General features: G+C 60.8%; 17 protein-coding genes and 1 tRNA gene. 11 read left to right on the top strand and 7 right to left on the bottom strand.

The annotated features are described in order from the left end of the window. Positions 1-48 precede the first annotated feature (48 nt). Both ACJ8PE_RS01860 and ACJ8PE_RS01865 read left to right on the top strand, forming a co-directional pair. Entirely contained in the window at positions 49-879 is an 831-nt protein-coding gene (locus ACJ8PE_RS01860) for an alpha/beta fold hydrolase (protein ID WP_033643735.1), read from the top strand. A 67-nt stretch (positions 880-946) separates the two neighbouring features. Then, positions 947-1,891, top strand: a complete 945-nt coding sequence (locus tag ACJ8PE_RS01865; RefSeq protein WP_033651860.1) for an NAD-dependent epimerase/dehydratase family protein — start codon at positions 947-949, stop codon at positions 1,889-1,891. Positions 1,892-2,030: 139 nt separating this feature from the next. Here ACJ8PE_RS01865 and ACJ8PE_RS01870 read toward each other — a convergent pair whose 3' ends face one another. Further along, the gene (locus ACJ8PE_RS01870) at positions 2,031-3,083 is read right to left on the bottom strand and encodes a porin (RefSeq protein ID WP_197792660.1); all 1,053 of its coding nucleotides are present in this window, start codon (positions 3,081-3,083) and stop codon (positions 2,031-2,033) included. Positions 3,084-3,137: 54 nt separating this feature from the next. Next, entirely contained in the window at positions 3,138-3,980 is an 843-nt protein-coding gene (gene amiA / locus ACJ8PE_RS01875; protein ID WP_033643732.1) for an N-acetylmuramoyl-L-alanine amidase AmiA, read from the bottom strand. A gap of 339 nt (positions 3,981-4,319) precedes the next feature. On the opposite strand from amiA, the gene ACJ8PE_RS01880 reads away from it, so the two are divergent. The 7 genes from ACJ8PE_RS01880 (at position 4,320) to ACJ8PE_RS01910 (ending at position 10,740) form a co-directional block, all read left to right on the top strand. Further along, positions 4,320-5,690: an MFS transporter gene (locus ACJ8PE_RS01880; RefSeq protein WP_197761621.1), complete on the top strand. Its 1,371-nt coding sequence runs from the start codon at positions 4,320-4,322 to the stop codon at positions 5,688-5,690. A gap of 18 nt (positions 5,691-5,708) precedes the next feature. Beyond that, positions 5,709-6,107: a hypothetical protein gene (locus tag ACJ8PE_RS01885; protein ID WP_227414444.1), complete on the top strand. Its 399-nt coding sequence runs from the start codon at positions 5,709-5,711 to the stop codon at positions 6,105-6,107. Between the two features lie 46 nt (positions 6,108-6,153). Further along, complete coding sequence (locus ACJ8PE_RS01890; protein ID WP_232098699.1) at positions 6,154-7,230, top strand: ABC transporter substrate-binding protein; 1,077 nt, start codon at positions 6,154-6,156, stop codon at positions 7,228-7,230. Positions 7,231-7,272: 42 nt separating this feature from the next. Further along, positions 7,273-8,283 carry a FecCD family ABC transporter permease gene (locus tag ACJ8PE_RS01895; RefSeq protein WP_442536704.1) on the top strand — a complete coding sequence of 337 codons (1,011 nt, stop codon included), beginning with the start codon at positions 7,273-7,275 and terminating at the stop codon, positions 8,281-8,283. Next, positions 8,270-9,037 (top strand): ABC transporter ATP-binding protein, encoded by a 768-nt coding sequence (locus tag ACJ8PE_RS01900; RefSeq protein WP_033643729.1) that lies wholly within the window; start codon positions 8,270-8,272, stop codon positions 9,035-9,037. Before ACJ8PE_RS01895 ends, ACJ8PE_RS01900 begins: the two co-directional genes overlap by 14 nt. A gap of 102 nt (positions 9,038-9,139) precedes the next feature. Beyond that, positions 9,140-10,015, top strand: coding sequence for a glyoxalase III HchA (gene hchA, locus ACJ8PE_RS01905; RefSeq protein WP_033643728.1), 876 nt, complete (start codon positions 9,140-9,142; stop codon positions 10,013-10,015). After that, complete coding sequence (locus tag ACJ8PE_RS01910; RefSeq protein ID WP_197761624.1) at positions 10,012-10,740, top strand: PA1136 family autoinducer-binding transcriptional regulator; 729 nt, start codon at positions 10,012-10,014, stop codon at positions 10,738-10,740. The genes hchA and ACJ8PE_RS01910 overlap by 4 nt, the downstream gene beginning before the upstream one ends. Here ACJ8PE_RS01910 and ACJ8PE_RS01915 read toward each other — a convergent pair. Beyond that, positions 10,737-11,627, bottom strand: coding sequence for a LysR substrate-binding domain-containing protein (locus ACJ8PE_RS01915; RefSeq protein ID WP_197761626.1), 891 nt, complete (start codon positions 11,625-11,627; stop codon positions 10,737-10,739). The genes ACJ8PE_RS01910 and ACJ8PE_RS01915 overlap by 4 nt on opposite strands. 129 nt (positions 11,628-11,756) lie before the next feature. Here ACJ8PE_RS01915 and ACJ8PE_RS01920 point away from each other — a divergent pair, with 129 nt between their 5' ends. Then, complete coding sequence (locus ACJ8PE_RS01920; RefSeq protein ID WP_197792661.1) at positions 11,757-12,329, top strand: hypothetical protein; 573 nt, start codon at positions 11,757-11,759, stop codon at positions 12,327-12,329. Positions 12,330-12,378: 49 nt separating this feature from the next. Here the strand turns inward: ACJ8PE_RS01920 and ACJ8PE_RS01925 are convergent, their stop codons facing one another. Next, positions 12,379-14,085, bottom strand: coding sequence for a hemolysin (locus ACJ8PE_RS01925; protein ID WP_197792662.1), 1,707 nt, complete (start codon positions 14,083-14,085; stop codon positions 12,379-12,381). A gap of 521 nt (positions 14,086-14,606) precedes the next feature. Between ACJ8PE_RS01925 and leuE the strand changes: the two genes are divergently transcribed. Beyond that, positions 14,607-15,251 (top strand): leucine efflux protein LeuE, encoded by a 645-nt coding sequence (gene leuE / locus ACJ8PE_RS01930; RefSeq protein ID WP_197761632.1) that lies wholly within the window; start codon positions 14,607-14,609, stop codon positions 15,249-15,251. A gap of 140 nt (positions 15,252-15,391) precedes the next feature. Here leuE and ACJ8PE_RS01935 read toward each other — a convergent pair. The 3 genes from ACJ8PE_RS01935 to dpiA form a co-directional block, all read right to left on the bottom strand. After that, positions 15,392-15,467: transfer RNA gene (locus tag ACJ8PE_RS01935), tRNA-Asn, on the bottom strand. A 114-nt stretch (positions 15,468-15,581) separates the two neighbouring features. Continuing rightward, positions 15,582-18,671 carry a beta-galactosidase gene (locus ACJ8PE_RS01940; protein WP_404768839.1) on the bottom strand — a complete coding sequence of 1,030 codons (3,090 nt, stop codon included), beginning with the start codon at positions 18,669-18,671 and terminating at the stop codon, positions 15,582-15,584. A gap of 102 nt (positions 18,672-18,773) precedes the next feature. Next, positions 18,774-19,460, bottom strand: a complete 687-nt coding sequence (gene dpiA / locus ACJ8PE_RS01945; protein ID WP_033654924.1) for a two-component response regulator DpiA — start codon at positions 19,458-19,460, stop codon at positions 18,774-18,776. Between the last annotated feature and the right edge of the window lie 138 nt (positions 19,461-19,598).

Below are 19,598 nucleotides of genomic sequence, written 5' to 3' on the forward strand. Positions count from 1 at the left end.
GCAGTATACACCTTCTTTTTTAACCATAGTGTAAATGGGAGAAACGACATGGGTTATGTAACGACCAGCGATGGCGTCGAGATTTTCTACAAGGATTGGGGCCCAAAAAACGGCAAGGTTATCTACTTCCACCACGGCTGGCCGCTGTCCAGCGATGACTGGGATGCCCAGATGCTGTTCTTCGTGAACAAAGGGTTCCGCGTGGTTGCGCACGATCGCCGCGGCCACGGCCGCTCCAGCCAGGTGTGGGAAGGGCACGACATGGATCACTACGCCGATGACGTCGCCGCGGTGGTAAAACACCTCGGCGTACAGGGCGCCATGCACGTGGGCCACTCGACCGGCGGCGGCGAGGTGGTGCGCTATATCGTGCGCCACGGCGAGGACAAGGTGTCCAAAGCGGTGCTGATCAGCGCGGTGCCGCCGCTCATGGTGAAAACGGACAGTAACCCGCAGGGCACCCCAAAATCGGTATTCGATGATTTCCAGGCGCAGCTGGCCGCCAACCGGGCGCAATTCTATTACGACGTGCCTGCCGGCCCGTTCTACGGCTATAACCGTCCGGGCGCCAAACCGTCGGAGGCCATTATCTGGAACTGGTGGCGGCAGGGCATGATGGGCGGCGCCAAGGCGCACTATGACGGCATCGTCGCCTTCTCGCAGACCGATTTCACCGAAGATCTCAAGAAGATTGCCATTCCGGTGCTGGTGATCCACGGTGACGACGACCAGGTGGTGCCTTATCAGGACTCCGGCGCGCTGTCGGCCAAGCTGGTGCAAAACGGCACGCTCCATACCTATAAGGGCGCGCCGCACGGCATACCGACCACCCATGCCGATCAGGTCAACGCCGATCTGCTGGCGTTCGTGAACAGTTAAGCGCGAACAAGCACTTTTGCTCCGCCCTGAGTGGGCGGAGTTTTTTTCATTGCGATGAGGAACGCCAATGCAAACGATCCTGGGCGCCAGTGGCCAGATCGCCCAAGAGCTGGCGCGTGAACTGAAGCGCGCGTACACCGATGATTTAAGATTGGTCAGCCGCAACCCGAGGCAGGTCAACGACAGCGATACGCTGGTCGCGGCCGACCTGCTCGATGCACAGCAGACCCTGGCGGCGGTGAAGGGCAGCGACGTGGTGTATTTCGCCGCCGGCCTGCCGCCGGATTCGGCGCTGTGGGAGCGGCAATTTCCGACCATGCTGCAGAATGCGTTGGACGCCAGCCGTACCGCGGGCGTGCCCTTTGTCTATTTCGACAATACCTATATGTATCCGCAGAACGGCGAGCCGCAGACGGAATCGACGCCGTTCGCGCCTCGGGGGCGCAAGGGACGGGTGCGCGCTCTGATGACCGAGAAGGTGCTCGACGAGATGGAGCGCAAGCAGATCCCCGTGCTGATCGGCCGTGCGCCCGAGTTTTATGGGCCGGGAAAAACGCAGAGCTTCACCAATGCGCTGATCGTCGACAGGCTGAAAGCGGGGGAAAAACCGCGCGTGCCGGTTCGCGACGACAGGCTGCGCACGCTGATCTGGACGCCCGACGCCAGCCGTGGGTTAGCCCGGCTCGGCAATACGCCCGACGCGTTCGGCCAGACGTGGCATCTCCCGTGCTGCGACGAGCGGCTCACCTATGCGCAGTTCGCCGCGTTGGCCTGCGAGGTGTTTGGGAAGGACATTTCATATTCCGTTATCGGCAAATGGGCGTTGATCGCCGCGGGGTTGGTTTCGTCCGGGGCGCGAGAGATGCGCGAGCTGCTGCCGCGCTACGAGCACGATAACCTGTTCGACTCGACCAAGTTCAAACAGCGTTTTCCCGACTTCGCCGTCACGACGTATCGCGCCGGGCTGGAAACGATTTGGCGGGAGTGGAAAAACGCGCAAGCGCCGCGCTGAGGCGTCCGTCGCGCCATGAGCAGGCGCATTCGGCTCCCTGTCATCACTCTGCCCTCATGATCCTCTCGCACCGTCTCGATCGGCGCGAGCGAGCCTCGCCCTTCGCCGGGCGGGGCTTTTTATTGGCTGCGGCAGCGCGTCACCAGTGATAGCTGATGCCCATATCGAGTTTGTCTGACGCATCGACGCCGGGGGCGTGCCGAGAAAGGTTATTGAATTCATAGTTAATAAACACCTGCATGTTGCTATTGAGCAACCAGGTCACGCCCAACTCCTCGTAGTTCAATAAGTCGGTGTTGCGGCCTGCCCGGGCCTGTATCAAACGGGTATAGCCGATGTTGGGTTGGATGTGGTCCGTCAGCCGGTATTTGGCGAGTGCTTCATAACTGGACGCCGAGCCGCGGTTAGCGGTTTGTTGCGGGCTGATAGCGTTGTCGCTTTGGGTGAACACGGCCGCGAGATAGATTTTTTTCGACGCATAGAGAACCCCCTCGGCCAGCGTATCGATGCGCCGACGATAGCCGGCGGCGCGTTGCTGCCGCTGCGTGGTTTGAGACGCCGAAGCGGCGGCGATGAAGCTGAGCGTCGGCGTCAGCGCATAGCGGAAGGAGGCGCCGAACCCGTTGCCGTTTTGTTTGCCCGGCGCCTGTCGATCGTCGCCGTCTTTGAACTGATACTGCAGCGCGAGGGCGGCGTGCCGCTGAAATAGGCTGAAAGGTTTGCGGTAAGTGAGCAGGTTGTGCGCCCGGCCGCGCATAAAGTTGTCGATGTAGTTGTAGGCCATTTCTCTGAACAGCGGGGAGCGATCGGTCAGGGCGGTCACATCATAGAGCACGCCCCAGTTGCGGCCGATATCGAGGCTGCCCAGGGCGGCGTTCTGCACGCCGAGGTAGGCGAGCCGGGTGCTGTTTCGGGTGGCGTCGGCGAAGCTGACGGTATATTCCCAATGGGCGTAGGCCCGCCAGCGCGGCGCGATCTTTTTTTTGCCGATCAGGCCTAAATAGAGATAGCTGCGGTCGCCGTCGTCGCGTTCGCTTTGGCCGCTGTAGCGTCTGGCGATAATCGTGCCGTAGAAATTCAGGCTGCTGTGTTGCGATACCGTCAGCGGCACGGCGAAGGCGCTGCGCGGCAACAGGGCCAGCAGCGGGAGCCACAGGCTCGCCGAAAAAGCGCGAGGATTGCATTTTATCATGATGACGCCGTCCCTGTGCGCGGCAAGCCGGCCGGCTTGCCGTCCTGGTGAAGCTTAAGCGTGTGTGACGTGTTTAAAGTAGCTGACGATCCCCTGCGTGATGGCGGTGGCGATTTTATTTCGGAATGCAGGGGTGCCCAGCAGCCTTTCTTCCTCGGGGTTGGTGATGAACGAGGTTTCCACCAATACCGAAGGAATGTACGGGGATTTCAACACCACGAAGGCCGCCTGTTCGGTATTTTTGGCATGCAAATGATGGATGGGCGCAATATGTTGGATCAGGTGCGAGCCCAGCGTCAGGCTTTCTTTGATGGTTTCCGTTTGTTCCAAATCAAACAGTATCTTCTGCAAATAGCGATCTTTCTTGATGACGTGGGGGCCGGCGAGATCGTCCGCCGCGTTTTCACTGTTCGATAAGTATTTCGCCATCGCGCTGCTGGCGCCCTTAGTGGAAAGCGCAAAGACCGAAGCGCCGCAGGCGCTGGGGCAGGTAAAGCCGTCGGCATGAATCGACATGAAAAGATCCGCGCCATGCCGGTGCGCGATCTCCACCCGATCGTACAGCGGAATAAAAACGTCGCTGTCGCGCGTCAGGCGGGCATCGATGCCGTGTCGATCGAGCTGTGCCCGCACGTTTCTGGCGATCGCCAGAACGACATGTTTTTCCAGCGAACCGGTGTGGCCAATGGCGCCGGAGTCGATGCCGCCATGGCCGGGATCCAACATGACCAGGAATCGTTTTCGCGCACCCTGAGGGCCCGCCTGTTTTTTGGGGCGTGGCAAGCCGTGGGCGCTAGCCAGCGGAGAAACGGCGCTATTGAGCGCCAGAGCCGCCAGCCCGGCCAGCATCATTCTGCGGCGGGACAAGCGCGTGTTCAAAAGGTCCTTCTTAGCCATAAGGTTAACCCGCATAAAGGGAAGGTTGTTTTGTTATAACATAACAATTCATGCTGGCATCATCGTTGTCTGTTAGCGCCTGTTACTTTTAATGTCATTCTATAAATCAACCGGTTTTTTATACTGAGTGTGGTTATTTTATTGGGTGTTTATATTGTGATTTATTTGTATTGCATTTGTTAATTCTTATTTTGAAACACTATGCAACCCAATATTTCAAATGAGATTTATTACCACCCAATAATGATATGTTATAACGTAATTACAAAAATTGATAAAAACGGCGTCTTTGCCGCCGGCATGCCGGCATAAAGACACCCACGTTTTTGGAGCGTTAACATGACTTTTAAACACCAGGAAAAAGAGACGCTAAATCTATTCGCGGTTCTCGCCGTCTCGTTAAGCACGGTCATCGCCATGCTCGACAGCACCATCGCTAACGTAGCGCTGCCGGTGATCGCGAAAGATTTCGCCGTTTCCGAATCGGCCTCCATCATGATTATCAATGCCTACCAGTTTGCCGTCGTCGCGTCGTTGATGCCCTTTGCGGCGCTGGGCAGAGCGGTGGGCAATAAAAAAATCTTTATGGCCGGGGTGGTGCTGTTTGCTTTTTCCTCGTTGGGCTGCGCGCTTTCCGACACGCTGGCGATGCTGACGGCGTTCCGAGTGATACAGGGCTTCGGCGCGGCGGCGGTGCTCAGCGTCAATGCGGCGCTGATTAAGGAGATCTACCCGGCAAGGCTGCTGGGGCGCGGCCTGGGGATTAACGTGATGGTGGTGTCGGTTGCCGCCGCCGCCGGGCCGTCCATCGCCTCGGCGATACTTTCTCAAACGAGCTGGAACTGGCTGTTCACCATCAATGTTCCCATCGCCTGCCTGTCGCTGCTGCTGAGCGTGATATTTCTGGGCTCCCGCGAGCGGCGCAGCGTTGGCTTCGACAGCGGGGGCGCCCTGTTGGTGTTTGTGCTGTTTATCGCTTTCTCGCTCAGCACGATGAGCATGACCACCCGCCATCTGCCGGCGGCGGCGCTGAGCTTTGCGGTATTCGCCGGACTGGCCGGGTGGCTGTACATCAATCAGAAAAGAAAGGCCAACGCCGCGCTGATCCCGGTCGCGATGCTGCATAACCCGACGCTGTCATTGTCTTTGCTGATGTCGATGCTGTCTTACAGCACCCAGCTTTTGGCTTTTGTATCGCTGCCTTTTTATTTCCACAATGTCCTGCAAAGAAACGTGGTGGAAATCGGTCTGCTGCTGACCGCCTGGCCGCTGGCCACCATGGTGTCGTCGTTGATTTCCGGCGATTTGACCAAGAAATACGATCCCAATCTCGTCGCCCTGTCAGGCCTCGCCTGCTTATTGGCCGGCATGCTGCTGATGGCCAACCTGCCGGGCGATCCGTCGAATGGGGCGATCGTATGGCGCGTGGCGCTGTGCGGCATCGGTTTCGGCCTGTTTCAATCACCGAACAACCTGCTGATCATGACTTCGGTCTCTCATGAAAACAGCAGCATCGCCAGCGGTCTGTTGGGCAGTTCCCGGTTGATCGGGCAAATCGTCGGTTCGGCGTTAGTGGCGATTTTCTTCAATATGCGCGGCGCGCAAGCGACGACAATCAGCTTAATGGCGGGGGCGGCGTTCTCGTTTCTCTCTCTGGCCGTGAGCTATATGCGCTTCAAGTCCGCCGTTACGTTAAAAACCAGCAAATAAGCACGTTCGAGGTTTCCCATGCGATTCACCCACCTGGTGCCGCTCATTATCGGAATGGCGGCGTTTTCCCTCAGCGGCTGCTCAACCTACCACGACGTGGCGCTGCAACAAAAAGAGGCGGGGCTCAATAGCCCGTATTATCTGTTGCAGCCGCCGGTCTATGTCGGCGATCGGCTGAAATACGGCCTGAAGGACGGCAGCGGCGGCGAGCTGACGGTTGCGAAGGTTGAACCGAAAGACATCGTTGCCGACAGCGGAAAAATCATTCCCCTGTCGCAACTCTCTTTCCTGCAGCGAAAAGAGATTTCCGAAGGAAAAACCGCCGCGTTGGTCGGCGGCGGCGCGGTCGCCACCGCGGCGATCGTTTTCGTTGCCGGGATCACCATCATGGCCGCCGGCATCGCCGCCTCGGCCTGACACCATTCATCGACGCGCGCCATTGCGCGCGTGCGCAGGAGGCCTCATGGCCGTAAAACTGACATTCATCGCCACCGCCTTGCTGGCGATAGCCGCTTTGCCGATGCTGCCTTGCGCCGGCGCCAGCCAGCCGGAAGCGACCGCGCTGCCGCAGAGCGCGGCGGCGCAAACGCTGCCCGGCAGCTACCCGCGGATCGTCATCACCGGCAACTGCCCCTTCGGCGTGATCCTGGCCAACGAGGCGGCCTATCGGCACGTCGTCGGCGTCGGCCCCTGGGCATTCATGCATGCCGATATGCATGTGTTGAAAGACATGAAGCCTGACATCGGCAGGATCACGTCCGATTTCATCAATAAGGACTATCGGGTCAACATGGAGTCGTTAATGAATCTGCGGCCCGACATCATTTATTACTACGGCAAAAGCCAGGACGATCGGCTGGAAAGGGCGGGCGTGATGACGGTCGATCTGGACGCCGGCGGGGAGACCAAATACCAGCCGATGGTCACCCAGGTGTATTGGGAAAATACCTTCGCCGACACCCTCGGCCTGCCGCGCACGCATAAATTCAAAGACGCCTGGGAAAGGACCCTGAAGCAGATCCGCCCCTATGCCGCAGCCATCCGCGCGCAGCACGTCAGGGCGTTATATCTGGAAGAAAGCGACGGCAGGCAGCTGAAGGTGAGCGGCCCGCACACCTACGGCGACACCTATCTCAAAATGGCCGGCATGGATAACGTCGCCGGGAATTTGCCGGTGAAGGGCGATGCCGGCAGGTACATCAACGTGTCGATGGAGCAGATCATGGCCTGGGATCCGGATGTGATTTTCGTGGTGTTCGGCAGCGCAACAGCGCTGCTGCACGGGGGGATCCCCGGCCAGGCGTGGGAGACGCTCAGGGCGGTGAAGAACGGCAAGGTTTTCTCGACGCCGGTGGGCATTCACAACTGGGGGGGCCTGTCGGCGGAAACGTCACTGTTGCCGCTGTTCATGATCAACCGATACGCGCCCGAAGACATTAGCGACAAGACGCTGCGGCAGGAAACGCGTCGTTATTATCAGACGATGTTCTCCTACGCGATCCCGGACCGGTTGCTGGATGAGGTGCTGGCGCAACGCTAGCGCCACGGTTGAATAGCGTTAATCCATTGGAGGAGCTTGGGGATGCCGGGCAGAGGAAAATATGCGGCGATCATGGCGGGATTGTTCATTTCGCTGTGTGCAGTCGCCTTCGCATCGCTGTTTGCCGGCCGCTACGCCTTGTCGGCCCATGATGTGGCGCAGATTTTATGGCAGGGGAACATGCCGGGGGAAAATGAGGCCCGCTATTCGGTGATTTTTAACCTGCGCGCGCCGCGGATAGTGGCGGTGATGCTGGTGGGCGGCGGGTTGGCGGTCGCCGGCGCGACCTTTCAGGCGGTGCTGAAAAACGCATTGGCCAGCCCGGACGTGCTGGGTACGTCTTCCGCCTCCGCCTTTGGCGCTGCGCTGGGCATTCTATTGAGTTTGCCTTTTGCCCTGAGTTCGCTGCTGTCGTTTCTTTTCGGCGTGGTGAGCCTGTTGCTGGTGCTCGGCATCTGCCGCCTCAAACGCCGGCAGGATGCGCTCACCACGATTTTGTCCGGCATGATTATCGCGTCGCTGTTTATCGCGTTTGTCTCGGTCATAAAATATGTCGCCGATCCGCAGGATACCTTGCCGGCGATCGTCTTCTGGCTGATGGGCAGCTTCGCTTCGGTAGCGAAAGCGCAGGTTTATTGGCTGATCCCGCTGTTTGCGGCGTGTTACCTGACTATCTACCGGCTCAGGTGGAATATGAACATTCTCTCTCTTGGGGACGACGAGGCGCGCATCGCCGGTCTGAATCCGCCCCGGCTGAAGATCCTGTTGCTGATCGCCGCCTCTCTGCTGGTTTCCGCCTCGGTGAGCTTGGCCGGCGTGGTGGGGTGGGTCGGCTTGGTGATCCCGCATTTGGTGCGAAGCGTATTGGGGTATAACCACGGTCGCCTGATCCCGGCTTCGGCGCTGAGCGGGGCGCTGTTTTTGCTGGTGATCGACAATATCGCCAGAGGCGCCACCTACGCTGAAATCCCGATCGGCATCCTGACCGCGCTGATCGGCGCGCCGCTTTTCGCCCTCCTTTTTATTATGAGCAGCAAACATGATCACCGTTAGCCAGTTGACCCTGGGGTTCAAAGGGTGCGAGCCCATTCTCGACAACGTCAGTTTTCATCTGAAACGCGGTGAGATCCTCAGCGTGCTCGGGCCGAACGGCGCCGGTAAAACCACGCTGCTGAGACATATCGCGGGCCTGTGCCGGCCCCTGTCAGGCGTGTGCCAGATCGGCCGCATCGACAATCGGCCCGCCCGACTGGCCTATGTGCCGCAGGCGAAAACGCCGCATTTCGCGTATGGCGTGCTCGATTTTGTCACTTTCGGCTGCGCTCGCCAGGCGGGGTGGTTCGCCGGGCCGCGGCGGCAAGATTTCGCCAAGGCGCAGGCGGTGTTGCACGCGCTGGAGATCGCGCCGCTGGCGCAGAAAAACATCAATCAGATCAGCGGCGGGGAACTGCAGATGTGTTATTTCGCCAAGGCGCTGGCGGCGGACCCCGACGTCATGATCCTCGACGAACCGGAGTCGAACCTGGATTTTTACAATCAGGCTAAAATGATCGAGATGCTCTGGCGCCTCGCCAAAGAGCGGCAGATGACGATCGTGCTGAATACGCATTTTCTGCATTACGCCGATCGCATCTCCGACAAGTGCCTGCTGATGAATAAGCGACAGTGCATGTTTGGCGATAAAAACGCCTTGCTGCAAGAGGATATCCTGGAGCGCTACTTCCAGGTGCCGGTGAGAAAGTGCCGGTACGAATATGCCGGCGTCAGCGAAGAAACGTTCATTGTCGCGCTACGGCACCCCGCTTGAGCGCCGCCAGTGCGAGGGCGATTGAGGGATATCCCTCATTGCGGCCCCGCCGGCGGTTATTTAAGCTGAAAGAGAAATGCAACGGTGAATATGGAGATAATCATGACTGATTCAGTATCCAACGATCGTAATCCCACCCCGGATGTGGCGGAAGACAACGCGTTCTTCCCATCACCTTACTCCCTCAGCCAGTACACCTCGTCCAAAACCGACTTCACGGGCGCCAGCTACCCGAACGCCTATCGCGGCGGCAAGTGGAAGGTGCTGATGATCGCCTCGCAGGAGCGCTACCTGCTGATGCAAAACGGCAAGTTCTTCTCCACCGGCAACCATCCGGTCGAGATGCTGCTGCCGATGTATCACCTGGATCTGGCCGGTTTCGAGATCGACATCGCCACGCCGTCCGGCGATCCGGTGAAGCTGGAGATGTGGGCGTTCCCGCATGAAGACCCAGCGGTCAAGGCCACCTATGAGAAGTACCGCAGCCAACTCAAGCAGCCGAAAAAGCTGACGGAAGTCGTGAAGGATCTGGATGGCGGCAACTACCTCGGCGTTTTCATTCCCGGGGGCCACGGCGTGCTCAATGATATCCCGTTCAGTGAAGAGGTGAAAAAGACGCTGCACTGGGCCCATGACAACGATCGCTACGTGATCTCGCTGTGCCACGGGCCGGCCGGTTTGCTGGCGGCGGGCATCGGTGAGAGCAAAGACGATTTCCTCTATCGCGGCTATGAGATGTGCGTGTTCCCGGATGCTCTCGATACCGGCGCCAACATCGACATCGGCTATATCCCCGGCCCGATGCCCTGGCTGGTGGGCGAACGCCTGCGTGAGCTGGGCGTGAAGATCGTCAATGCCGACATCACCGGCAAGGTGCATAAAGATCGGCGCCTGCTGACCGGCGACAGCCCGCTGGCTTCCAACAACCTCGGCAAACTGGCGGCGGAGACGCTGCTGGCCGACGTCGCCGCGCGATGAGCGACGAGATCGCGCAGCGCGCTTTCCAGACGGCGTTGGCGATGGACCACGAGCGAACCCTGTCCGCCATTCAGGGGCGGGTTCGCGCCTTCGCCGCGCCGTTCGGCTTCGATCGCTTTGTGCTGTTTTCCGCTTCCGCCACGGCGGAGGCGGGGATCGAGCATATCTATTGGGTCGAAGGCGACTGGTTCGGCGAGGGGGGGGCGGTCGATGCGCTGACCTACGTGCGGCACTGCCCGGTGACTCGCCACATGCTGCGGGCCAGCGAACCGTTCTTCTGGACCAAGACCCGGGCGCAGCAGGGAGAGCGCTACCGGATTGTGCGCACGCCGCGCGGCGCGGGCCTGCACGGCGTGCAAATCCCGGTGTTCGGCCCCGCCGGCCTGGAGGGCGCCGTCAGCCTGGGAGGCGAGCGCATCGACGCCTCACCGCCGGTGCGGTTGGCGCTGTCGCTTGTGGGCACGGCGGCCTTTTTGGCGGCGCGGCGGTTGTTCGAACCGGCGGCCGGCAAAGAAGAAGGCCGGCTGTCGGCGCGCGAACGTGAGGTGCTGAGCTGGACCGCCATCGGCCGACGACAGGCGGATATCGCCGCGATGCTCGGCCTGTCTGAACGCACGGTGGAAAACCACCTGCGCCGCATTCGCCGGCGCCTTGGCGCCGCCACCACCGCGCAGGCGATCAGCGTGGCGATCCGCCTGGGCGAAATTGCCCCCGAGAGCCGTTAGCCTGCCGCCATTTGCCGCAGCAGCCACTCGCGCAGCGCAATGATATCGGGGCGCTGCGCGGTCTCTTCGGTGGTCATCAGATAGTAGTTGGCGCCGGGTAACGCCATCTCGAACGGCGCGGCCAGCACGCCGCGCTGCAACAAATCGCGCGCCAGCAGCCGGCTGGCGATCACCACCCCCTGGCCGGCCACCGCCGCCTGCAGCGCATGGGTTTCGTCGCTGAAGGTCAGCCCGGCTTCCACGTTCAACCCTTCCGGCCCGTAGCGCCGCCGCCAGTTCTCCCAGGTCGGCGAGTCGGCGGGCACCTGCCGATGCGCCACGTGAAACAGCGTCACCCGCTGTAAATCCTCGATGTGCGCCAGCGCCAGCGCCGGGCTGGCGACCACGATAAAGCGATCCTCATGCAGCAGGGTGCAGTGCAGATCGGTTTCCGGCGTTTCACGGTAGCGGATGGCGACGTCCACGGTGCGTTGGCTGAGATCGACCCGCTCGACGCTGGTGTGCAGGCGCAGATCGATGGCGGGAAACTCCGCCTTGAAATCCGCCAGGCGCGGCACCAGCCAGTGGGTGAGAAAATTGGAGGTGGTGGTGACGGTCAGCGCCGGCGGCTGCCGGGCGCGGGTGATTTGGGCGACGGACTGTTCCAGCGCGGCAAAGGCGCGCTGGGTGCCGGCATACAGGATCTCGCCGGTCTCGGTCAGGCTGACGCCCTGCGCGCTGCGCTCGCACACCCGGCATTCCAGCACCGATTCCAGCAGCTTGATCTGGTGGCTGACCGCCGTCGCGCTCACGCCCAGCGCCTCGGCGGCCAGTTTGAAGCTGCGGCAGCCGGCCACGGCGTGGAAAGCGCGCAGCGCGCCCAGCGGCGGCAAACGGGGTTTTCTCATGGCTGAGTTATTCTCATCTAAGGCTGAAAACTATGAGTTTGTCTGACCGATTATACAAGAGATAGGCTACTGACATGTGAACAGGGAAATGAATTTATTTCATCATTTCCACCCTATCGGGAGTGAGCGATGAGCCTTTCTATCAACAACGGCGCCCTGGGCGCCATGACACACATGGGAACGGCGGCGAGCGCCCTGGCGCTCAGCGTGCCGGTCGCGGCGGGCGCTTTGCTGCTGGAGGCGGAGAGCCTGCAGGGCATCGGCGCGACCCTGATGCTGCTGACGGCATTGGCGCTGGCGTTTCTCGGCGGCGCCGCACTGGCCCGCTGGCAGCCGCTGCGGAACCGGCCTGCGCTGGCGATTCTCCGCCACGGCTTTTTGCTGGCGGCGGCGGGATGGCTATTCACATTGCTGATGCTGTTCGGCGGCCATGACTGGCCGGCTCTGCTGGCGGGTCTCGCCCTCGGCGGCCTGGGGCAGGGCGTTGCCTACCGCACGGCGGTGGAGGAGAAAGCGGCGTTCGCCGTGGCGTGCAGGCTGACGACGGTGGTGACTATCGTGGCCGTAGTGATTGCCGCTTCGCTGGTGCAAACCTACGCCGCGCCGGGCGTGAGGGGAAGCTGTTTCGCGCTGGCGTTGCTGGTCGATCTGGCGTTGCTGGGGGCGTTGCTGGCGCGGGTGGCGGAGCGGGATGGGGCCTGAGCCGTCGCGCTGCAGGTAAACAACCCGCCGGTAAACCGGCGGGCTTCGTTTAGGCGGCCGCCAGTTCTTGCGGCGTAACGGTTTGCAAACCGACAAGCTGAATGGCCGGCTGCTCCAGATTGATGCCAAAGTATCCTTGATCCCAATTGTAGATATTGACGACGTGCTGATTGAGTGCGCTTTCGCCCTGCATGAATATCGACAGATCCTGCGTATGGGTTTGCGCGTTGTAGTTCAGTGAGAAGCTGCTGTTTGATCCTTCGGCGCCGAAGGCCAGCAGGTGGTTGTCGATAGACAGGGAGGAGGCCTGTAAAAAACCCAGCTCGAAGCTGTCGTCGATGTAGATATTGTGGGTCTGCTTCACGGGAATATTCAGCAGGCTGTTGGGGAAAGGCACATCGTTGGACAGCATGCTCAGGTTCACGCCGAGATAATCCTGCGGCGCGCTCCCTCCCGGCGCAGTGGTATAACCGTGCTCGAAACGAATCTCGCTGGAGCCTTTGCCCAGGTTGACCTCCAGGCCGTTGGCCGGCGTCAGCACCCGATCGTTAAAGGTGAGGTTGTCCTTAAAGTCGGTCAGTTTCACCGCTTCGATGTTGTACAGCCCGTCCTTAAAGCCATACAGCCCGATGCCGTTTTTCTCGATCACCCCGCGCCCGCCGTAGCTGCCCTGAGCGTCAAACTTCAGGTTTACCCCGTGCGACAGGCTGGAATAATCGACCGTATCGTGGCCGCTGCCGCCGTCGATCACCGTCCAGCCGTAGTTGCCGGCGTTGTTTTGCCAGCCGCGCGGCACGCTGATGATGTCGTCGCCGCTGCCGGTGTTAACGGCGATATTGCCGAACGCCAGCGTGAAATCGTCGTCATGCAGCGTACCGACGCGGTACAGATTCGGCGTAGACAGCACGTCGGCAATGTCGTTGAAAATCGCCGAGCCGATATCCAGCTTGCCGGGAATGAGGCTGCCGCCGCCGGTCACGCTGCTGCCGTAGGATTCGGTGTAGAAATCACGCGCCGCTTCGGCGGCGAGGCGGATGGTCTCGTGGCCAATGCCCAGGGTGGTCAAATAGGTGGGCACTTCGCCCGCCAGCAGCGTTTCAACCACGTAACTGAGGTTTTTCATTTGCATGGAGACCTGCGCCGCGGCAATGAGATCGTAAGTCCCGCCTTCCACCTTAAAGGCCGAGGTGTCGTTGGTCGCCACCCATTCGGTAAAGAACGAGGTATCGCCTAAATAAGAGAACAGCGTGGTGCCGGCCCAGGGGGAATAGTTGGGGGCGCCGGTCGAGGAGGCATCGGTGAACACCTCGGACGCCGCCGCGCCGGCGTCGATCAGGCCGACCTCGTGAATGTCCGGCACTTTGGCGCTGGTGGGCGGGGCATCCGGCAGCGGCGCGTTGGGATCGCTGCTCAGATCGACGCCAAACAGCGTTTTGGCAAAGTTTTTGGCGATGTTGTCGGAGGCATTCTGAATGCGCGCCTCCCAGTCATCGGGCACATGCCCGGTGCGCAGCTCATACTGCAGCTTGGTTTGGTCGCGAATGTAATGGGCAAACGCCCCCTGATTCGAGTTCACGCCATAGGCGCCTTTGATCCAGGTATACACCGCGATATCCACGCCCTCAATGGGTTGGTTGGCATGGTTGGGATCGGTGAGCGCATCGACGGATGCGGCATATACCGCTGGCCAGTCGCCGGCTTTGGCGGCCTCCCAAATCGCTTGCAGTTTTTCTCGGTCGGTAATGACGTAAGCCATATAAACACTCCTTGTTGCTGAGAGATTGCTGTGAAATTCAACATGATGAATGGAAGCGCGCGATGGAATAAAACCGAAACCCGAACAGCCAGAAACGCGCATGCCGCGATCTGCAGCGAACGATGGGCGGCAGGCGCCCATAGCGAAAGGATAGACGCAACTTGCTGAGCGAGAGAGTTTGGCTTATCGATTGTTTTTTCAGGATTATTGCTGTAAATCGGCGGGTAAATCCGCGTATTGGCGTCAGGAAGGCATTTCCGTCAGCTCGGTTAGGAATCTTCTTAGATAAAAGAGTGGGTTTCGCTGGTTGGGGATTGGCTAAACGTTGGCGGCATTGCGGTGATGGATGCAGGGAGGGGATTGCCCAGGGGCGAAACGGGTAGGAAAGGTTGACTGAGTAATCTGACGGTTGGCTTTGAGCCAACAGCAGACATTGGCTGAATAATGCAGCCGTGATGTGTTTTCATTAACGCCGGTTACGTTAGAATAGCCTCGTTGAAAGTGAGAACACTGGAGTAAAAATGTTTGCTGATTTTGGTGTCGTGAATTTCTGGACGTACCTGCTTGGTGCGACGCTGATAGTCCTTGCGCCTGGCCCTGAAACCATGTTCGTGATTAAAACGAGCATCACCAGCGGCATCAAGCGGGGCTTTGCTGCAATATTTTCCATTCTCCTGAGCGACGTTATTCTGGTTCTGCTGGCATGGTGTGGGTTGGCCGCGGTCATAAGCTCAACCCCTGCTTTGTTTAACGCCATCAAATACGCAGGCGCTGCTTATCTTTTCTATCTCGGTGTCCAGACGCTACGCGCTATCTTTAAGCCAGCTGTCGAAACGAGTGAGGAAAAGAAATCTTCAGCTGATGCCGGGGGGATCATCGGACGCGGAATGCTGGTTACTCTACTAAACCCAAAGACGCTGCTGTTCTATATCTCTTTCTTCGCCCAGTTCATCAATGTTCAGGCTGAACATTCTTGGATGGCGTTTATCATTCTTGCAGCAGTGATGTTCGCAATTACTCTCGTTTATTTCGGCTTTCTCGTTTTCTGCGGCTCTTATCTGCTCAGCCGTGTAAAAGGTAACCGTAGGTTATCTGCCATCGGAAACGCGCTGGTAGGTATGTTCTTCATTGGATTTGCAGCACGACTTGCAAGCGCAACTTCCTAACTGGATAGTTAAACCGCCGTGAGGCGGTTTTTTTACGTTCTTTCGCTGGATGGACTTCTGCTCTTCGCTCATAACCGCCCATGGCTAACGCCAACAGCAAAAAGCCCGCTCAGGTTTCCCTGAGCGGGCTTCTCTAAATATGGCTCCTCTGACTGGACTCGAACCAGTGACATACGGATTAACAGTCCGCCGTTCTACCGACTGAACTACAGAGGAATCGTGTGAACGGGGCGAATAATAGCGAGGCGCCGTCGGCATGTCAAAGGCGGATTACACATTCTGTGACTGTTTGCTTACAGAATGCGCAACCCGTTGAGTTTTTTGGCAGATTTAGCCCTCGGGAGCCCGCAGCAGGCGCAGCTGATAGCGGTAAACGCCGGCGGTGAGCAGGTAATCCCGGTGCACGCTCGGGCTCCAGGAGTCGTCGCCGCCCACCCCCATATGGAAACCGTCCAGGTGCAGCCAGGTGCCCGCTTCCGGTTGCAGCAGATGCTGGTGGCTGCAGGCCATCAGCTGTTGCAGGCCGTAGCGGCTGAGCGAGAAGTGGAAGCGGCCGTCGATGCGCCAGCCGCCGTAGCGCAGGCTGCGGGTGTCGCAGCGCAGGCCGTTCTCGCCGGGGAAAATATACGGCGTGTGCAGATCCGCCAGCGGCAGGCGCCAGCGCCCGTGCTGCGCGGCCAGGCGGCGATCCGGGTAGTTCTCGTGCGGGCCCAGACCCAGCCATTCCGCCTGCGGCTGCACCGTCGCCAGTTGGCAGTTCAGGCCGATGCGCGCCGGCGGCGGCAGGGCGTCGGCCACCTCGACCTCCACGTTCACGCTCACCGCGCCCAGCGCGTCGAACAGCCACTGCTTGCGGCTAATCAGCAGAATCTGCCCGTCCACGCCGAACTGGTGTTCGCTCACCACCCGCACGCCGTTTTGCAGCGCATCCGCCTGCAGCCGCACGCAGTGCTCCTCCAGCCGGTACAGGCCCGCCAGCTTCCAGCGTTCGACCCAGGCGTTGGGATCGATATGGTCCGCTTCGCTGACGCCGATGTCGTTATCGATCGGCGCGCGCGCAAAGCCGTCGCGCAGCGGCGTCAGCAGCTGCGGCTGCTCATTCTGCCACCACTGCGTCAGGTGGCCGCTGCTGCGCTCGAAGCGCCAACGCTGGTCGCCGTGGGTGAGCGTCAGCCCCTGATCGTCTTCAATCAGCGTGGGCGGCACGCCCTGCGTCGGCGGCGGCGCGGGATGCAGCGCGCGCGGCACCCGCCACTGATCCCAGGCGCAGCGGTGGTGCGCTTCAGACCAGTCGGTGGCCTGCGGCTGCACCACCTCCACGTTCAGCCACAGCTCGCCGGGCTGATGCAGCATCGGCAGGCGGTCGAGCAGGGTGAAGCGAGTGCTGCCCTGCGGCGGCAGCGCCAGATCGAAGCTGCCGCTGGCGCGCTCCACGCCGTCCAGCTCCAGCCGCCAGTTGAGCTGTTCGTTGTCGGTGTGGCGGAACAGGTAATCGCTGGTGACGGTCAGCGTCAGCGAGGCGGCGTCGAAGGCGAAGCGGAACAGCTGCTGTGCCCGCTGCGCTTCGAACAGCGCCGGGTGCGGGGTGCGATCTGCGAACACCAGCCCGTTCAGGCAGAACTGGCGATCGTTGGGGGTGTCGCCGAAGTCGCCGCCGTAGGCCCAGAACTCTTCGCCGCGATCGTCGCGTTTGATCAGCGCCTGATCGACCCAGTCCCAGACAAAGCCGCCCTGCAGGCGCGGATATGCGTGGAACGCGTGCCAGTAGCGCTCGAAACCGCCGAAACTGTTGCCCATCGCGTGGGCGTATTCGCACAGGATCAGCGGGCGCGGCTCCTCCGGCAGGCCGATCCACTTGCCGATCGCCCATTTGGGCACTGCCGGGAACGGCTGATCCTGATCCACTCGCGCATACATCGGGCAGATGATGTCGGTGGCGGCGGTGTCGGCGCCGCCGCCTTCATATTGCACCGGGCGGGTCGGATCCTGGCTTTTCACCCAGCGATACAGCGCATCGTGGTTCACGCCGTGGCCGGACTCGTTGCCCAGCGACCAGATAATGATGCAGGGGTGGTTGCGATCGCGCTGCACCATGCGGGTGACACGCTCGCTCATCGCCGGCAGCCACAGCGGATCGTCAGCCAGGCGGTTCATCGGCTGCATGCCGTGGGTCTCGATATTGGCTTCGTCCACCACGTACAGCCCGTAACGGTCGCACAGCCGGTACCACAGCGGGTGGTTGGGATAATGGGAACAGCGCACCGCGTTGAAGTTGTGCTGCTTCATCAGCAGGATGTCGTGGCGCATCGTCGCCTCGTCCATCACCTGGCCGTGGCGCGGATGATGCTCGTGGCGGTTAACGCCGCGGATCAGCAGCGGCTGCCCGTTGAGCTTCAGCAACCCGCCGCTGATTTCCACCTGGCGGAAGCCGACGTCATAGGCCTCCACCTCGATAATCTCCCCTTCGGATGAGAGCAGGGCGACGGTAGCGCGATACAGCGTGGGCGTTTCGGCGCTCCACAGCGCCGGGCGTTCCACCGGCAGCCGCAGCGTGACGCGATCGTCATAGGCGCCGCGCTCATCCACGATCTCGCTGCCGAGCGGTTGGGTGCGTTCGGCCACTCGCGCGCCGTCGCGCCACAGCTGAACCTGCACCTGCAGCGGGCCGGGCCGGCTGGCGCGCGCCGTCACCACCAGTTCGCCGCGGGTAAAGCTGTCATGCAGCGGCGTGGTGATGCGCACATCGCTCAGGTGCGCGGCGGGTTTGTGCAGCAGGCTGACGTCGCGGAAGATGCCGCTCATGCGCCACATGTCCTGATCTTCCAGGTAGCTGCCGTCGCACCAGCGCAGCACCATCACCGCCAGCCGGTTTTCTCCCGGCAGCAGCCACGGGCTGAGGTCGAACTCCGCCGGCAGACGGCTGTCCTGCGAATAGCCCACCCAGTGGCCGTTGCACCACAAATAGAACGCCGAGTTGACGCCGTCGAAGATGACGCGCGTCTGGCCGGCGGCCAGCCAGGCCGGATCGACGCTGAAGGTGCGCGAGTAGCAGCCGGTTGGGTTGTCTTCCGGCACGCGCGGCGGATCGACCGGGAACGGGTAGCGCACGTTGGTATAGATCGGCGCATCGTAGCCGGCGAGCTGCCAGTTGCCCGGCACCGCCAGCGGGGCGGCGTCCGGCAGATCCTGCCGCAGCCAGCCTTCCGGTGCCGCCTCTGGGCGCGGGAAATAGTTGAAGCGCCACTCGCCGTTCAGCGATCGGCGGCTGGCGCTGGGGGCATCGTCGCGCGCGTCTTCCACCGTGCGCCAGCTGGCGAACGGCGGGTGGGCGTCCAGCCGGCGGTAGTGGGTGCAGGTCGGGTTTTGCCAGTCACGGCGGGCGAGGATCTCGGTCAGGGAAGCAAGGGGCGCAGCGGGCATCGGCGATCGTCCAGTCGGCTAGGTGATGCTCACCAAGATGCTGACCGGCGCATAAAAAGTAAAGCGGTTACACGCAACCTTGCAAGGGCGATCAAATAACCGTTAATGCGGTTCGCCGGCGCGGTAGATCCGCTGTGGGCGGCCGACCTTGCCGTAAATGATCTCGGCGCGCAGCTGCTGCGCGGCGGTGCAAAACTCCAGATAACGGCGCGCGGTGGTGCGGCTGAGCCCCATTTTTTGCGCAACGCTTTCAGCGGTGTGGCGCGCAGCGGGTTCGGCAAACAGCGCGCGGACCTTGCCCAGCGTCAGCTCGTCGATGCCGGCGGGCAGCGCCGCCTGCTGCTCGCCGCGGGCGTAGGTATTGAACATCTCGTCGATGCGGCGCTGGTTGAGGCGCGCTTTGTCCTTCAACGCTTCGCGGCGCTGGCTGAAGCGCAGCAGCGTCTGGCTCAGCCGGTCATAGGCCAGCGGTTTGATCAGGTAGTCGAACACGCCGTAGCGCAACGCCTCGGCCACGGTGGCCATGTCGCTGGCGGCGGTGATGAACACGATGCCGCCGCGATACCCGCTCAGCGTCAGTTCGCGCAGCAGGGTGATGCCCTGGCCGTCCGGCAGAAAGTTGTCCAGCAGGATCAGATCCGGCTTGAAGCGTTCGGTCATGGCGCGCGCCTGCGCCAGCGTGCCGGCCAGCCAAATCTGGCGGCAGCCGCCGTTCTGGCGGATAAACTCCGCGTGCATCTCCGCCAGCGGCGTTTCGTCTTCAACGATCAGGATGTTCAGCCATTCCATAGTGCGACCCGTAATTGCAATAAAAATGCTAAGTGAATGTAAGTGAATTGCGGCGCCAAATAAAGATTATCTCAATAATAAACACCATAAGATTAATTAAGCAAATAAAGAACATTAAATAACTTATTAACCGGGATC

The sequence above is a fragment of the Serratia sp. CY74737 genome (assembly GCF_052166775.1).
Lineage (GTDB): Bacteria > Pseudomonadota > Gammaproteobacteria > Enterobacterales > Enterobacteriaceae > Serratia > Serratia ureilytica.

Coding starts and splice junctions, on each gene's coding strand:
- ACJ8PE_RS01925 (WP_197792662.1), bottom strand. CDS start 14,085: ATGGCTTACGTCATTACCGACCGAGAAAAACTGCAAGCGATTTGGGAG.
- ACJ8PE_RS01870 (WP_197792660.1), bottom strand. CDS start 3,083: ATGATAAAATGCAATCCTCGCGCTTTTTCGGCGAGCCTGTGGCTCCCG.
- ACJ8PE_RS01920 (WP_197792661.1), top strand. CDS start 11,757: ATGAGCCTTTCTATCAACAACGGCGCCCTGGGCGCCATGACACACATG.
- dpiA (WP_033654924.1), bottom strand. CDS start 19,460: ATGGAATGGCTGAACATCCTGATCGTTGAAGACGAAACGCCGCTGGCG.
- ACJ8PE_RS01940 (WP_404768839.1), bottom strand. CDS start 18,671: ATGCCCGCTGCGCCCCTTGCTTCCCTGACCGAGATCCTCGCCCGCCGT.
- ACJ8PE_RS01865 (WP_033651860.1), top strand. CDS start 947: ATGCAAACGATCCTGGGCGCCAGTGGCCAGATCGCCCAAGAGCTGGCG.
- ACJ8PE_RS01880 (WP_197761621.1), top strand. CDS start 4,320: ATGACTTTTAAACACCAGGAAAAAGAGACGCTAAATCTATTCGCGGTT.
- amiA (WP_033643732.1), bottom strand. CDS start 3,980: ATGGCTAAGAAGGACCTTTTGAACACGCGCTTGTCCCGCCGCAGAATG.
- ACJ8PE_RS01890 (WP_232098699.1), top strand. CDS start 6,154: ATGGCCGTAAAACTGACATTCATCGCCACCGCCTTGCTGGCGATAGCC.
- ACJ8PE_RS01910 (WP_197761624.1), top strand. CDS start 10,012: ATGAGCGACGAGATCGCGCAGCGCGCTTTCCAGACGGCGTTGGCGATG.
- ACJ8PE_RS01885 (WP_227414444.1), top strand. CDS start 5,709: ATGCGATTCACCCACCTGGTGCCGCTCATTATCGGAATGGCGGCGTTT.
- hchA (WP_033643728.1), top strand. CDS start 9,140: ATGACTGATTCAGTATCCAACGATCGTAATCCCACCCCGGATGTGGCG.
- ACJ8PE_RS01860 (WP_033643735.1), top strand. CDS start 49: ATGGGTTATGTAACGACCAGCGATGGCGTCGAGATTTTCTACAAGGAT.
- ACJ8PE_RS01895 (WP_442536704.1), top strand. CDS start 7,273: ATGCCGGGCAGAGGAAAATATGCGGCGATCATGGCGGGATTGTTCATT.
- ACJ8PE_RS01900 (WP_033643729.1), top strand. CDS start 8,270: ATGATCACCGTTAGCCAGTTGACCCTGGGGTTCAAAGGGTGCGAGCCC.
- leuE (WP_197761632.1), top strand. CDS start 14,607: ATGTTTGCTGATTTTGGTGTCGTGAATTTCTGGACGTACCTGCTTGGT.
- ACJ8PE_RS01915 (WP_197761626.1), bottom strand. CDS start 11,627: ATGAGAAAACCCCGTTTGCCGCCGCTGGGCGCGCTGCGCGCTTTCCAC.